Origin of the sequence: Niallia alba, from assembly GCF_012933555.1 — a bacterium.
Classification (GTDB): Bacteria; Bacillota; Bacilli; order Bacillales; family Cytobacillaceae; genus Niallia; species Niallia alba.
Genome location: NZ_JABBPK010000001.1, coordinates 3681169 through 3696388 on the forward strand (window position 1 = coordinate 3681169; position 15220 = coordinate 3696388).

The following is a 15220-nucleotide window of genomic DNA, read 5'->3' on the forward strand; positions in this document are numbered from 1 at the left end:
TTATTTGACTTCTTCTTTTTCAAACACACAAAGCTTAGCTTTTTCAATTGCTAGTTCTATTTGTTTAAATCCTGTTCCACCTGCACTATTTCGTCTTTCCACTGCGGTTCTTGGATTTAATACATGATAAATATCTTCTTCAAATAAGCTATTTGCCGCTTTTAGTTCTTCTATACTTAAATCCTGTAAATAACATTTTTTATTTACACAATATAGAACCAATTTCCCGACTACTTCATGAGCTTCTCTAAACGGCATGCCTTTATCTGATAAATAATCAGCTAATTCTGTCGCATTAGAAAAATCATTTTTTGTGGCATTTTCCATTCCTTGTTCATTAACCTTCATTGTTTGAATCATCCCTGCGAAGATGCGTAAAGATCCAACAACTGTTTTCACTGTATCAAACATCCCCTCTTTGTCTTCCTGCATGTCTTTATTGTAGGAAAGTGGCAAACCTTTCAACACAGTTAATAACCCCATTAAATTACCATATACCCGCCCCGTTTTTCCTCTGATTAATTCAGCCATATCCGGGTTTTTCTTTTGAGGCATGATACTACTTCCTGTTGAAAAACTATCGTCTAATTCGATAAATTTAAATTCTTGAGAAGACCAAAGAATAATTTCTTCGCTAAAGCGGGAAAGGTGCATCATTAAAATGGAACTAGTCGATAAAAATTCCAGAATAAAATCACGATCACTAACTGCATCCATACTATTTTCATATATGGAATCAAACCCAAGTAAGTTAGCACTATATGCACGATCAATTGGGAAGGTTGTTCCTGCTAAAGCACCGGAACCAAGAGGTGATACATTAATTCTCGTTAGATTTTCTTGATATCTTTGTTTGTCTCTTTCAAACATCCAAAAATAGGCCATTAAATGATGTGCAAACGAAATAGGTTGTGCCCGTTGAAGATGAGTGTAGCCAGGCATTACTGTTTCAATATGAATTTCAGCCTTTTCCAACAGAGCGATTTGTAAATCATTCAACAATTGAATAATCAACTTCACTTGTCTTCTTAGATAAAGATGCATATCTGTTGCAACCTGATCATTTCTACTTCTCCCAGTATGAAGCTTCCCACCTAGAGGACCTATTAAATCGGTTAATTGACTTTCTAAATTAAGATGAATATCTTCTAACTTTACAGAAAACGTTAATTCGTCATTTTCTGCTTGATTTTGGAGAGCTAGTAAACCACTTTTGATTTTCTCCGCCTCTTCAACTGACAATATTCCTGTTTTAGAGAGCATAGCCACATGGGCAATGCTCCCTTCGATATCTTCTAACACTAGCTCTTGATCAAAAGAAATGGACGCACCGAATTCGTCGACCCATTCCTCGGCAGATTTTGTAAATCTGCCTCCCCATAATTTCTTCACACAGTCACCTTCTTGCCGTTTTCCACAATGCTTTGTACTTTTGTTGGTAGTCCCCATAACTTGATGAAACCAACCGCTGCAGCGTGATCAAACTCGTCATCCGAAGTATACGTAGCAAGTTTCTCATCATATAGAGAATTTGGCGATTTTCTCCCTTCTACAATCGCATGCCCTTTAAATAATTTCACACGAACAGTACCTGTTACATTTTTTTGTGTTTCTTGTAAAAATGCTTGTAATGCTTTTGTTATTGGTGAGAACCAAAGCCCTTCATAAATAACCTCTGTGATTTTCTTTTCAATCACTGGCTTGAAATGGGCTACTTCTTTGACAAGTGTTATATCCTCTAATTCTTTATGTGCTTTAATAAGTGTTAATGCCCCTGGACATTCATACACTTCTCTAGACTTTATTCCTACTAATCTATTTTCTACATGATCTATTCTGCCAACTCCATGTTTTCCAGCGATTTTATTTAACTCAAGGATTAACCCCGATAATGAGTAAGAAATGCCGTCAATGCTAACTGGAACCCCTTCTTTAAATTCAATTTCAATAATATCTGCTTGATCAGGTGCATTTTCAAGACTTACCGTTAAGTCATATGCTTCTTCTGGAGGAGCAGCCCAAGGATCTTCTAAAATACCACATTCATTGCTTCTTCCCCATAGATTTTGGTCAATAGAAAATGGGCTATCTAAGTTAACAGGTATCGGAATATTTTTTTCTTTTGCATAAGCAATTTCTTCCTCACGCGACCATCCCCATTCGCGAACAGGTGCTAGTACTTTTAAATTTGGATTCAATGCTTGTATAGAAACTTCAAAACGCACTTGGTCATTTCCTTTTCCCGTACATCCATGTGCGACTGCAATTGCATTTTCCTTTTCTGCCACTTCAACTAATTTTTTTGAGATTAAAGGTCTTGATAAGGCAGAAACAAGCGGGTATTTCCCTTCATAAAGCGTATGTGCCTGCATAGCAGTAAGTGCAAAATCCTGTGCGAATTCTTCTTTTGCGTCAATTACGTAAGATTGAACAGCTCCAACAGATAATGCCTTTTGCTGAATGAAATTCAAGTCTTTTCCTTCACCAACATCTAAGCAGCATGCGACTACATCATAATTTTGATCCTGTAACCATTTTATTGCTACAGATGTATCTAATCCACCTGAATATGCTAATACTACCTTTGGATTTGCCATTACCTAATTCCTCCTATATTCGAATAAATATTCATTTATTTATATTTTTATTCAAAAACTATATTTATCACTTTAACAACTTTTTCTAATAATTTCAATAGATTTATTATAAAAATATAAAGAATTTAATTTTTATACAAGTATAATTACCTCACTTTTCAATAATAGCCTATTAATTAGCCATTTATATTAATAAACCTTGTATTACACTTTCTAATTTATGCATATTTTTATGCATCACACTTCTAAAAAAGATGTATTCTATATTTCACTCCATTAAAAAAAGGCTGGGACAGAACAAAATATATAATAGATAAAGACGAACAGTCTCTCATTTAGTAGCGAAACCAACTCGTTCCATTTTTAAAGGTTATTTCATTCCATCATTTTTTTAAAGAAAATATAATGAGTAGGAAATACGAAGCAGACGGAATACACTTAGACTCCTATGGGAATTGCGAGAAAGTCCAAGACCCCGCATTCCAGCTGCGGGTAATCGCAACAAACTTTACGAAAACAGCCTAAAATGAAGAAAACCCCAAACAATTATACGAACTTTTCTTAGCATGTACGTATAATTGTTTGGGGTTATTAGGTTAAAAATACTTATGTCCCATCTTCATCATTATCTTCTATTTATGTAATTCACTGACTACATGGCTTAATTCTGGGAGAATTAGTTTGTTCATCGCAAGACGTACCGCTCCCGTTGATCCTGGAGTAGAGAAAACAACCGTATTTTGAATGGTTCCAGCAATCGCTCTTGATAAAATTGCACTTGAGCCTATGTCTTCTGTATAGCTTAGCATGCGGAACAATTCTCCAAACCCATACAATTCTTTTGTGAGAATTGGTTTGATTGCTTCAATTGTCACATCTCTTGGTGAGATACCTGTTCCTCCATTAAGGAGAATACAATCAATTCCATCTGATTGAACTCCCGCTATTATTTCTCGCTTAATTTGTTGTGCATCATCCTTTATGATGACATATTCTAGTACAGAATGTTTTTCTTGCTTTAATAGTTCTATCATTAATTGGCCACTTTTATCATTTTCCTTTGTTCTTGTATCACTGACTGTTATAACTTTACAGCCTACTTGCAAATATTGATGCTTCGTATGGATTTGTTTATTCATGCTTTCCTCCACTCTTTTTCTATTTTGCTATCTCCACTGTAAAATGTGACTCATTTGCCTTATCTAATAATAGCGCTGTTTTTTCGCGGGTAAATAAATGAAGACGATGCATCGGTCTTGTCATCGCTACATATAATAGCTTTAAATCGATTTCTTCTTGTGTAAAAACCTCGTTTAACGTAAAAAGGAACACTGCATCAAATTCTAGTCCCTTGGAAAGATAGCTCGGTACAATAATTAAATAATTCTTTTCAAGCTCTTCATTTTCTTGTAGAAATTGAACATTAGGTACTTTTCTTTTTTGCATTTCTTTGAATATAGCTTTACATTCTTCTTCTGTTTTACCAATAATGGCAATAGAATGAAAACCTTCTCCGTGCAATCCATCTGCTAGCTCGATCATTTTGTCTACTAAAGCTTGTTTTTGGTCATACAAATGAACTGTCGGTTTTTCTCCATGACGTACAACTGGTTTCACTTTAGGCAGATCTTCATCTAGTAGATGCAAAATCTCATTTGCTAAAAACATAATTTCTATTGTAGTCCGATAGCTTTTTTGTAAGGTCATATAATTTGCTCGTGGAAAAATAATCTGCTGCAACGTCTGCCAGTTTTGTAATCCGCGATAGGAGTGAATACCTTGTGCCAAGTCACCGACAAGAGTAAACATATCTGTTTCCAGTCCTGCTTTTAAGGCATAAAGCTGAAATTCACTATAATCTTGAACTTCATCAATAACAATATTTTTCGCTCGATACTCTTTGTCGATACCAAAAATTTTATACTGCAAATAAAATAATGCCCCTAAATCTTCCATTTCTACTTTCTTTTGCTTTAATATCTTTCGTTGAAAGGCAATCATATAATTTAATTGCTTTTCCGTTAGAGAATCTTCCGTATATTTTCTAAGAAGCTTCTTATCCTCAAATAGTCGTGCATAATACCCGTATAAATCAGTCGTCTGCATTGTTTTCATATATTTTCTAACAGCAGTTGAAGCTTCTTTTTTGACATTTGCTAAACGTTCTTCCTTTGTATCTAAAAAGTAGACTACTTTTTCTTTCCGCTTGTCATCTTCTTTAATCCGCAGAGCACGATCTAATGCTTCCTCGTACTTTTCCTCTAATTTGATTAAAATTATTTTCTTTTTCCGCTTTAAATCTGCTTGTAAAATCCCCTTTATTTTCTCTTTCCGTTTGATTAAAGGAAGGTAGTCATATTCCTTCTTAAATAATCGCTCCAACTTCTTCGCTCCATATAAGGGGAATTTTTCTACTCGAAAATCTTCTTTCGGACTCATTTCATTACATATATCCATTAAATATTTATCCATTACCTTTTTATAAGCTAAAGATCCTTTATAGCGAGAAAGCCACTTTACCAGTTCTTCCTGTTTATTCTCATGGTTTATGAATGTTAGCAGCTTTTTATTTGATTGGATTACTTTCATTTTCTTCCCAATGCATAATAGGACATAGTCCAGAAACGTTGTTTGCCGGATTTTTTCAACACCTAAGTCTGGCAATGCCTCCGCAATGTATCCTATGAACATATTATTTGGTGCAATAATCATTAATTGCTCCGGTTGGAAATATCTTGCATAGTTATATATAAAGTATGATATACGGTGTAAAGCAATAGTGGTTTTCCCACTGCCTGCCGCTCCTTGCACAATAATCGGTCGATTTAAGTCAGCTCGAATAATTTCATTTTGTTCTGCTTGAATGGTTGAAATAATCTCCGATAATCGTTGATCTGCTTTACCAGCAAGCGATTGCTGTAATAACTCATCTGTTGTTGTTAAATCAATATCCTGATAATGATTTAGCTTTCCTTTTTCGATTTTAAATTGTCTTTTTAACGATAAATACCCTTCAATCGTTTCTTCATTGACTTCGTAAGCAACTTCTCCTAACCTTCCGTCATAATAGACATTCGCAATCGGTGAGCGCCAGTCTACTATAATTGGTTTTTGTGTATCTTTTTCATAAAGTGAAGTTTTCCCAAGATAATAAACATCTTTATGGGATTTCCCTTTCATCTGATAATCAATTCGTGCAAAATAAGGGGCATCTAAAATTCGCTTTAAAATATTTAGCTCTGTTGTTGCCAACTGTAAAAACTTACTGTTAGTTAAATAGTTGATATAGCTCAAACTACTATCAAGAGCTTCTTCATTACTTATAGACTCTCGTACGTTTTCTTGTAATGTCCCTTGATTTATTTGTGCCTCTTGTAAAACAACATTCATGTAATTTTTAGTATATTCAAGTCTTCTTTCTTCCTGTTCCCATTCATCTTTTGAAAAGTCTTCCATCGTTTCTCCTTTCTCCATTTATAAGAAACCTTCCATCAGGGAGGTTTTTCCTCCTCCCTCGCTGATGGTTAGTTGCACCTATCGGACCGACCTTAACGGGAAAGTTTTCTCACCTAGTTTTCTCGGTTTCCCACAGCCTTAAGGTGGGGGATGACTACCCGTTAGATTAGGATAAATTTTCATCTCGTTTACTTAGTAAATAGCATTTCTGATAATAATGATGTGCCATTTCGGTTATCTTTTTTGTGAAATGATAATTTACTGCTGCTCCAATGATTGTACCTTTATAGGATGATTTTCCTCTAAAAAATACGAGCAAAGAAAGCTTTATTAGCTCTGTTAAAATCGTGTACAGCATTTTTTCCTGGACAATTTCTTCCTTTCCATTATAAAAAAAACCTTGTTGTTCCTGCACCTGTTCAAGCATTAGCTCATTCCAAGCTTCTAATCGCTGCTCCTTCGGCAAACAACCTGCACAGAAAACTTTTAGTGCAGTCATGATCTCATTAGGGCTTTCAGCTGGTCTCCCATATATCGAAGCAAGAACCTGAACGGCACGAAGATTAATAATAAGTATAGAGAGAAAATCTCCTATTAAAAAGCCTGTATGCTTTGACGCCAAGGCCCCTTGGGCAGAAGCAAGCATCCTGTAATGAGCCATTTGTTTATCTGCAATTGATTGTAATTGGTCAATATTTAATTTTGTCATGTCTTTTAATGTGAAGATGGATTCATTATGTACTCTTGCTTGTTGCATTAATTTTTGTGCGGTATTTCGTTGAAATGTGGAATTAAATAAGATGGCATGAAGATGAAATAAGATGTTATCGAGTGATCGCAATATTTTTTGTTTTTGCATTTCAGGTAAATAGGTTAAACCAGTATTTATATAATCTGAGCAAAGTTGGAGAATTTTATTTGGTCGCTCACTTCTTAATTCATTTTCCCACTGCTTCAATTTTTCCAAATAATAGGTTTCTGCTTTCGTAAGCATTTAATCCCCCCTCTGTAAAATAAGAATCATTCCTTATTTTACTAAAAGAATATAATGAAAGACAATATATTTATCAGTTTACATTGGATTCCTTTTTATAGTGGGAAAAAGACAATCCTAATCGTAAATTGTTCTACGAAAAAAGATTGTCTTTATATTTAATAATTATTATATACCTACGTTTATATAGTTAACTTAGATTCCAGCTAATCTACAAACGTCTCTTGCAATCATTACTTCTTCATTTGTTGGAATTACCATTACTTTTACTGGAGAGTGTGGGTAGTTAATGAATGACTCTTCACCAGAAATTTTATTTAATGTTGGATCCCAGTATACGCCCATAAATTCAAGACCTTGAAGTACTCTAGCACGAACGATTTCACTGTTTTCACCGATACCGGCTGTGAAGATAATTGCATCTACACCGTTCATTCCAGATGCATATGATCCAATATATTTATGAATGTTATCGGCAAATATTTGTAAGGCAAGCTCTGCACGATCATTTCCTTCTTTTGCTTGCTCTGTAATATCACGTAAATCACTGGAGAAACCAGAGATTCCTAAAAGACCACTCTTTTTATTTAATACTTGTAGCACTTCATCAGCAGATTGATCTGTTTTTTCCATGATGAACGGGATAAGAGCTGGATCGATATTACCAGAACGAGTTCCCATTGTTACCCCAGCAAGAGGAGTGAATCCCATAGAAGTGTCCATGGACTTTCCACCTTCAATAGCAGCAATACTAGCACCATTTCCTAAGTGACATGAAATTAAACGTAATTGTTCAATTGGACGACCTAATAATTCAGCTGCACGTTGAGACACGTACTTATGGCTAGTACCATGGAAACCATATTTACGAATTCCATATTGCTCATAATATTCATATGGAAGACTGTATAAATAAGATTTCTCAGGCATAGTTTGATGGAACGCTGTGTCATATACTGCTACTGCTGGAACATTCGGTAATACATGTTGGAATGCACGGATACCAGTTAAGTTTGCTGGGTTGTGTAGAGGCGCCAATTCTGATAAAGTATCAATTTTATCAATTACTTCATCTGTAATTACTGCAGAATCAGCAAATTCTTCTCCACCATGTACTACACGATGTCCAATTCCATCGATTTCATCTAATGATGCAATAATGCCTAACTCTGTTAATTTTCCTAAAAGAATTTTAACTGCTACATCATGATCTGGAATTTCTGTAACCTCTTTGATTTTTTCACCGTTAACGGAAATATTGAAAACAGCATCAGTTAATCCAATGCGTTCTATTAAACCTTTTGTAATTACTTCTTCACTTGGCATTTCAAATAACTGAAACTTTAATGAAGAACTACCCGCATTAATCGCAATAATTTTTGCCATAAAATGATTTACTCCCCTTTTATATAACAACTTATTATTTACTTTGTCTGACATTGAACAGATCCAAACATATTACAGACAAGATTTACTTCTTTCAGTTTTTCATTAAAACATTCTACTAGAAACATTTCAAGCACATTATACCCTGTTATTGATATTTTTTTCATTTTTCGTGTATTTTTCGAAAAAAAGACATATTTATGTCGATTATCTTCTATATAATAGAAAAAATCTGTCTTATAACAATTTTAGTAAAGAGTACATTTTATTCCTGTTTATTCTGTTTGATCCATGTATCCATTTCACTTAAAACTTTTTCCATGGCTGGCATATTGGATAGCCTTGGCACTTTTGCAAGTAATACTTGTTTTGGCGCTACTATATTATTCCCCTTTTTCTGCAGAATCAATATACTTTTTGCCGACTGTTTATTTTTGAAAAGCGTTTCCGGTAATTGCAATATCCCCTGTATGTGAACTTCTTCTTTTATATATTCATGGAGTTTATCCGCTTGCTCAGACTCAAATAAATTATTGGGAATAACAAAAAATGCATAGCCACCTGGTTTTAAATAATTCATGCTTTGTTCAATAAATAAATGATGAGCATAAGTATGTCCATTTTCAGCTTTCACTTTAAATTCATTTGCACGAACATCATTTGGATAATAGCCAACTGGTAAATCACTCACGACTACATCTACTGGATCGATGAATAAATGTTCTAGGCTATCTTGGTTATAAAATTCAACTTGTTGTTCCTGCAAATTAGCATTTACTAGAGCTAGCTGTAATAGTAAATCATCAATATCTACACCATATGCAGCTAAATTTTTGCCTTGCTGATAGTTCATTACGGTTGTTAATAAATTCCCTGTACCAACCGCTAAATCTAACAGACGAAGATCCTCTTTTACATAAAACTTCTGCACTAAATAGCCGAAAAGAATGCCGATTGAATCTGGTGTCATTTGGTGATTTGGTTGTGTACTTTCTTTCATCCCTTTTAAAATGACAAGTTGAAAAGCTTTGCGTATTTCTTCTTTTGTGTACTTAGCTAATTTAATTGCTTCATACGATTTTCTTAATCTCTTTTTGCTTAGTTCGCTCAATTCTTCCTGTAAAATAGCTTCTTGGAAAATATTTTCCCCTGATAAAGCTAATGATTCTAAATACGTATACTCTAATTCTTCTTGTATAATCAATGCTGTTTCATTGAATACTGTAAATAATTCTTCTACTGGAGAAATGTTCATATATTATCACCTATTTATTGTAGATTGTTGTTATTACCTTTGAGAAACCTTTAAATGGCTTTTCATGTCTTATCTTCAAGCTTCACACAAAGTATGCCTTGTAACCACATAAAGAAGCTTCCATCAGTGTTTTTTCCTCATCTCCCACTCGTGGTTAGTTGCACTTATCGAACTTTTCGGGAGAGTTTCTACGCCTAGTTCTTCGATTTCCCACAGCTTTGAGGCGGGGGGGCTTACTGCCCGCGTTAAGAGTTGACCAGAAAAAGAAAACAGACAAATAAAAAGAGCCTGTCCTTTTAATAGAAGGCCAAACTCTAGCTTATCACACGGTTAATCATTTAACCAGATAATCGATGTATTACCTGCAATTAAGTTCATCAGTTTGCTGCTTTTGCTGCTGAAATAGCTGCCTCATAGTTTGGATGGTTACTGCCTTCACTTACATATTCTACATATGTAACAGTATCATTTGTGTCAACAACAAAGATTGCTCGTGCTAATAAACGCAATTCTTTCATAACAACGCCGTACGCTTCCCCAAAAGATAAATCTCTGTGGTCTGATACAGTAATAACATTATCTAAACCACTTGCTGCACACCATCTTCTTTGAGCGAAAGGTAAATCAACACTTACTGTTATTATCTCTATATTCGCAAGATTAGCAGCTTCTTCATTAAATCTTCTTGTTTGCGTATCACAAACACCTGTATCAATTGAAGGAACAACACTAAAAAGACGAATTTTCCCCTTTGAGCTTGCTAGTGATACTTCTGACATATCATTAGCTAATGCGATAAAATCGGGTGCCTTATCTCCAACCTTCACTTCATTACCAATCAATGTTACTGGGGTATGTTTAAATGTTACTGTTGCCATTGTATTCTCCTCCATTTTTTATGTAATCTTATGTAATTACTTTCATCATAGCGATTGTTCCTTGTATTTGCAAAAATTACGAACTGTATAAAGAATGATTTTCATTTACAAGTAAAATGAAACGAGTTCACCGTTTATTGTGAACTCGTACTTCCAACCATTATATTCGTAGCAATTCTAACTATTAAAATTCAATATTTTCTTTTTGTTGATGTGTATGACCTTCACTACTATTTGACTCAGAGGAAGAATCTTTTTTTGCAAACATTTGCTGAATTTTATCAACTGCTTGTGGCGCAATGTCCAAGATTTTTTCGTATAGGTGTGTACTTTCGTCCAAGTGTACCATTTTTACACCTTGAGCATTTACAATCAAGAAAGCAATTGGCGTAATACTTACTCCGCCACCGCTACCTCCACCGAAAGGATGCTTTGTTAGTGAATCGTTTAATGAATGATTTTCTAGCGTAAACTCGCTTCCTCCAGCTGCAAACCCAAAGCCTACTTTGGAAACCGTTAATATAACGCTGCCATCAGGTGTCTCGACTGGATCGCCAATAATCGTATTGACATCAATCATTTCTTTTAAATTTTCCATTGCGGTTGTCATTAAGCCTTGAATTGGATGATCTGACATTTTCCCATTCCTCCATTTGTACTATTGTTTACTTGGAATAGACGTTTCATTAGTTTTAAACTTAGGAAAACCATCTTTCCAATATTTCACCAGTTTAATTCCTGCCATCATAGCATGCCCTATCCGAAATTGAATCATACAAGAAAATAATGTTTCAGATGCAACTCCTTGAAAGTGTGGATAAATATTGATTTTTGGCATATCTCGAAGTTTCATATAATTACTAATAATCCCGATAATGCTTCCTTTCACTGCCCATATAGCTCCAGAAACCATGCCAGTATGAGCTGCATCACCGAGTCCAACAATAGAACTCCATTCTATATTCCTTATTGTAAGTTTCGCTAAAAATGACCTTACTATGCGGTGAAATTGAACAACATGATTCAATAATTCTTTGAAATTTGATAAAAAATTCAATAAATCAGAAGGAGAATATTGTTTTGTTTCCTCCGTTGTATCTTTTTTACCCTTTATTTCCGTTTCCTCTTCCATCACCAACGTTGGGGAGTCATTATCTATTTTTATCAGAGGGATTGTTTTTTTATATTTTATAAGTCCAAATAATGCGCGAACCTCTATTTTTAAATCATCATTATCCTTTTTATGATAATAGCGTATATGTATGGTTAATTTTAAAAAGCATAAGAGAACGAGCAGTAATAAAAAAGCACCAATAATAATAGCGATTATGAAAAGAACTTTCACTTTGGTAACACTTCCCTTCAGCTTATTATTATTGGATAAAGTAGGTAAAAATAAACATGCTTTACAAGGAATCTTGACTCAATGTTTAAGCAAAAATAAAGAAAACTGCCAACAGAGGAGAGTTTTCCCCCTCCTTCACTGTTGATTATTGCACTTATTGGACCTTTTATGAGAGAGTTTCCACCCCTAGCTCTCTCAATTTTCCGCAGTTTATGGTTAAGTCTTACTGCCTGTGAAGAGTGGGAGAAATTCCACCCATTAAGAGGCTGGGATAAAACAAAATATATACTGCGTAAAGGCGAACAATCTCTCATTTAGTAGTGAAGCCAATTCGTTCCATTGCGTTTTTAAAGGTTATTTAGTTCCACCAATTTTTTTAAAGAAAATTTAATTATTAGGAAAAGCGGAGCAGATTGAATACACGTAGACTCCTATGGGAGCTGCGAGAAAGTCCGAGACCCTGCAGGCGAAGCCGAAGCGGCTCGGCGCTCGCCCCATGGAAAGCAAAGTGGATTCAGTCTGCGGGTAACTACCTCAAACCCTATTTAAAATGAATAAAAAACCCAAACAATTATACGAAAATTTGATTAACAATCTCCATATAATGGTTCGAGTTTATATTTGGTTGTAATACTTTTGTTCCAGCCTCAAAAAAAACAGTCCATAACATCGACGTTGTTATGGACTGTTTTTTTATCGATCATGAATCACTGCCGTATCAGCAAATAAGTCATGAATTCCTTGTTTTTTTGGCAAGAAGGCCACTAATGCATATAAAATGAAAAAACTGCCAGAGATAAATCGACCGATCCACTCCCGGAACAGAACCGTATCCCAAGTTAACTTTTCTTTGTTTATAGGCACTACCTTTAAGCCAAAGATCATTTTTCCTAACGTTTGTTTTAAAAACTTAGTCATTAAAACAAAATACAAATAAAAAGTAATCGCTGTACAAATGTTTACCGTAGAAAAAATACCTGATTCATGCAACGGCACATCTAATATTCGTAGAATTGGGTAGATTAAGATACGGTTAACGCTCGAGACAATAATTAAGTCGGCTAAATAAGCCCAAAAACGCATCCAAAAGCCTGCATAGACATAAGAAATTTCCTTATTTTGTTCTTCTGCCAGTACTGTTTTTTCAATATCCACTTGCTTCTCTGATGATACTGATTGCTCTTGTAGTCCTTCTTCCTTCTGTAATACTTCTTGTTCAAAATCATCACGTTCATTACTCATTATGTCCCCTCCTATTCTGCATATAAATACATTAGCCGAGGTGAGTTAGCATTTGTGACGATTTTTAATATATTTGCTAATTCTTTATCCTCACTTGTTATTAATTTTTTTGCAGTCATGCCGAACAGGGAACCAAAACCAGTATTGTCGGTATACTTAACAACCGCTGCGTCCTTTAATTTATAATCTGTTTTCATCTGTTCTACTACATCATCAAAATAGCCAAAATCATCAATTAAATTTAATTCCTTCGCCTGTCTACCATCATAGATACGACCATCTGCGATTTTTTTCACTTCTGCTTCTGTCATACCTCGTCCGTCCGCAATAACTTTAACAAAGCCAGCGTAAGAATTGTCGATTAATTGTTGGAGTATATCTCTTTCTTCCTCTGTCATTTCTCTCGTTGAACTCATGATATCCTTATACTTACCACTCTTAATTGTGACAAACTCTACTCCATATTTTTCAGCAAGCCCTTCAAAATTATATCCACTCATAATAACTCCAAGTGAACCAGTCAATGTTTCAGGACTTGCAAAAATTTTATCTGCGGGTGCTGAAATATAATACCCTCCAGAAGCTGCCATAGAACCCATTGATACGTAAACCGGTATGTCCGATTCCTTTTGTATTTCGACTAATTTATCATGAATTTGGGCACTTTCTACAACTCCTCCACCTGGAGAATTCACTTTCAAAATAACTCCTTTTACACTCGGATCTTCGTTTATGTAATCAAGTTTTTCCATAAATGAAGTATGGTTATATCCTACTGTTGAGAAAAGAGATTCAGCATCGCCTGTATCTTGGATGGCTCCAGATACTTCTAAGACCACTATTTTCTTAGAATAATCTCCATCCTCTATGTATTCTTCTACATAAGGCGCTTCTCCCTCACTTAGGAATTGTCCAAATAACTCTTCTACATCTGTTGTAAATGCCATTGATACCATGCTGGTAATAATGGAGAAAGCGAATATAACACCTGCTATCCCTAAAGCTGCCCAACGTTTTCCACTCATTCACTCATAACCCCCTATTAATCTTTCTATTTCATATACGTACTACCATCGAGAATGTTTCAGAAAAATGGTAAAGCACTTAAATATCGTATTAATTTTTCTATTGTATTATGCTATTCCCTTTGCTTGCTGTCGCTTTTTGGAATTAGTAAATAACTTTGTTTGCGAAAGAGAATAAATCGATAATGCTGTCCAAATAAATATAAATGCTAATAAATGAGAAGGTGTAAATGGTTCATGATATACAAATACCCCAAGAATCAGTGTCAATGTAGGTGTTAAATATTGAATGAACCCCAGCATAGATAAAGGAATCTTCTGCGCCCCCTTAGCAAAAAACAATAATGGTACGGCAGTTAATACACCTGAAATAATTAATAAGAAATCCAAACTTGCTGAAACTGCTAAAAATGCATGATCCCCTTTAATAAATAAATAGCCAATATAAAGTAAAGCAAATGGTGTAATAAACATTGTTTCCAATGTTAATCCTACATCCGAATTAACTTTGATTAATTTTTTTGTTAAGCCATATAATCCAAATGTTAATGCTAAAGATATTGCTATCCAAGGAAATGCGCCATGTGCAAATGTAATAATACAGACTCCAATTGCAGCTAATCCGACGGAGACATACTGAATTTTCGACAATTTTTCTTTCATTACAAAAATACCCAATAATACACTTACTAATGGATTTATATAATATCCGAGACTAGTTTCGATTATTTTATTTGCATTTACAGCCCAAATATAGACAAACCAATTACAACTAACTAATACAGAGGCAACAAATAGCATAATTCCCTGTTTTTTTTGATGCTTAAATGATCGCAGTGTTTGATAAAACAATCCCCATTTACGTGTAAAAGTTAGTAAAATACACATAAATATAAACGACCACAAAATTCTGTTTGCTAGAATTTCATCTGCTCCTACCCCCTGCAGATGTTTCCAATATATCGGGAAAAGCCCCCATATTAAATAGGAAATCGCCGCAAATATGACCCCATGCCGAACGTCGTTTTTCTCCATCATCATC

The 15220-nt window shown here is 34.7% G+C and carries 13 protein-coding genes; all 13 read right to left on the reverse strand.

Going from position 1 to position 15220, the window contains the following annotated elements; translation table 11 throughout:
* The 13 genes from argH to rarD all read right to left on the reverse strand — a co-directional run bounded on the left by argH (position 1) and on the right by rarD (position 15213).
* Entirely contained in the window at positions 1 to 1392 is a 1392-nt protein-coding gene (argH, locus tag HHU08_RS17645) for an argininosuccinate lyase (protein ID WP_016202796.1), read from the reverse strand.
* On the reverse strand, positions 1389 to 2597 hold the full coding sequence (locus HHU08_RS17650) for an argininosuccinate synthase (RefSeq protein ID WP_016202797.1): 1209 nt from the start codon (positions 2595 to 2597) through the stop codon (positions 1389 to 1391). Before HHU08_RS17650 ends, argH begins: the two co-directional genes overlap by 4 nt.
* A gap of 632 nt (positions 2598 to 3229) precedes the next feature.
* Positions 3230 to 3736, reverse strand: a complete 507-nt coding sequence (locus HHU08_RS17655; RefSeq protein WP_169188967.1) for a MogA/MoaB family molybdenum cofactor biosynthesis protein — start codon at positions 3734 to 3736, stop codon at positions 3230 to 3232.
* Positions 3737 to 3755: 19 nt separating this feature from the next.
* Positions 3756 to 6071 (reverse strand): RNA polymerase recycling motor HelD, encoded by a 2316-nt coding sequence (helD, locus tag HHU08_RS17660; protein WP_169188968.1) that lies wholly within the window; start codon positions 6069 to 6071, stop codon positions 3756 to 3758.
* A 148-nt stretch (positions 6072 to 6219) separates the two neighbouring features.
* Positions 6220 to 7047 (reverse strand): EcsC family protein, encoded by an 828-nt coding sequence (locus HHU08_RS17665; RefSeq protein ID WP_169188969.1) that lies wholly within the window; start codon positions 7045 to 7047, stop codon positions 6220 to 6222.
* A 195-nt stretch (positions 7048 to 7242) separates the two neighbouring features.
* Entirely contained in the window at positions 7243 to 8433 is a 1191-nt protein-coding gene (locus HHU08_RS17670; protein ID WP_016202801.1) for an acetate kinase, read from the reverse strand.
* A gap of 265 nt (positions 8434 to 8698) precedes the next feature.
* The gene (locus tag HHU08_RS17675; RefSeq protein ID WP_169188970.1) at positions 8699 to 9688 is read right to left on the reverse strand and encodes a class I SAM-dependent methyltransferase; all 990 of its coding nucleotides are present in this window, start codon (positions 9686 to 9688) and stop codon (positions 8699 to 8701) included.
* A gap of 377 nt (positions 9689 to 10065) precedes the next feature.
* A complete protein-coding gene (gene tpx / locus HHU08_RS17680; RefSeq protein ID WP_101730639.1) occupies positions 10066 to 10566 on the reverse strand; it encodes a thiol peroxidase in 501 nt (166 codons plus the stop codon).
* 184 nt (positions 10567 to 10750) lie between these two features.
* Entirely contained in the window at positions 10751 to 11203 is a 453-nt protein-coding gene (gene ytfJ / locus HHU08_RS17685) for a GerW family sporulation protein (protein WP_016202804.1), read from the reverse strand.
* Positions 11204 to 11224: 21 nt separating this feature from the next.
* Positions 11225 to 11911, reverse strand: a complete 687-nt coding sequence (locus HHU08_RS17690; protein ID WP_169188971.1) for a DUF2953 domain-containing protein — start codon at positions 11909 to 11911, stop codon at positions 11225 to 11227.
* A 693-nt stretch (positions 11912 to 12604) separates the two neighbouring features.
* Positions 12605 to 13153, reverse strand: coding sequence for an RDD family protein (locus HHU08_RS17695; protein WP_016202806.1), 549 nt, complete (start codon positions 13151 to 13153; stop codon positions 12605 to 12607).
* 11 nt (positions 13154 to 13164) lie between these two features.
* A complete protein-coding gene (gene sppA / locus HHU08_RS17700) occupies positions 13165 to 14178 on the reverse strand; it encodes a signal peptide peptidase SppA (protein ID WP_016202807.1) in 1014 nt (337 codons plus the stop codon).
* Between the two features lie 108 nt (positions 14179 to 14286).
* Entirely contained in the window at positions 14287 to 15213 is a 927-nt protein-coding gene (gene rarD, locus HHU08_RS17705; protein ID WP_169189707.1) for an EamA family transporter RarD, read from the reverse strand.
* Positions 15214 to 15220 lie beyond the last annotated feature (7 nt).

Coding starts and splice junctions, on each gene's coding strand:
- HHU08_RS17650 (WP_016202797.1), bottom strand. CDS start 2,597: ATGGCAAATCCAAAGGTAGTATTAGCATATTCAGGTGGATTAGATACA.
- HHU08_RS17655 (WP_169188967.1), bottom strand. CDS start 3,736: ATGAATAAACAAATCCATACGAAGCATCAATATTTGCAAGTAGGCTGT.
- helD (WP_169188968.1), bottom strand. CDS start 6,071: ATGGAGAAAGGAGAAACGATGGAAGACTTTTCAAAAGATGAATGGGAA.
- HHU08_RS17665 (WP_169188969.1), bottom strand. CDS start 7,047: ATGCTTACGAAAGCAGAAACCTATTATTTGGAAAAATTGAAGCAGTGG.
- HHU08_RS17670 (WP_016202801.1), bottom strand. CDS start 8,433: ATGGCAAAAATTATTGCGATTAATGCGGGTAGTTCTTCATTAAAGTTT.
- HHU08_RS17675 (WP_169188970.1), bottom strand. CDS start 9,688: ATGAACATTTCTCCAGTAGAAGAATTATTTACAGTATTCAATGAAACA.
- tpx (WP_101730639.1), bottom strand. CDS start 10,566: ATGGCAACAGTAACATTTAAACATACCCCAGTAACATTGATTGGTAAT.
- ytfJ (WP_016202804.1), bottom strand. CDS start 11,203: ATGTCAGATCATCCAATTCAAGGCTTAATGACAACCGCAATGGAAAAT.
- HHU08_RS17695 (WP_016202806.1), bottom strand. CDS start 13,153: ATGAGTAATGAACGTGATGATTTTGAACAAGAAGTATTACAGAAGGAA.
- sppA (WP_016202807.1), bottom strand. CDS start 14,178: ATGAGTGGAAAACGTTGGGCAGCTTTAGGGATAGCAGGTGTTATATTC.
- rarD (WP_169189707.1), bottom strand. CDS start 15,213: ATGGAGAAAAACGACGTTCGGCATGGGGTCATATTTGCGGCGATTTCC.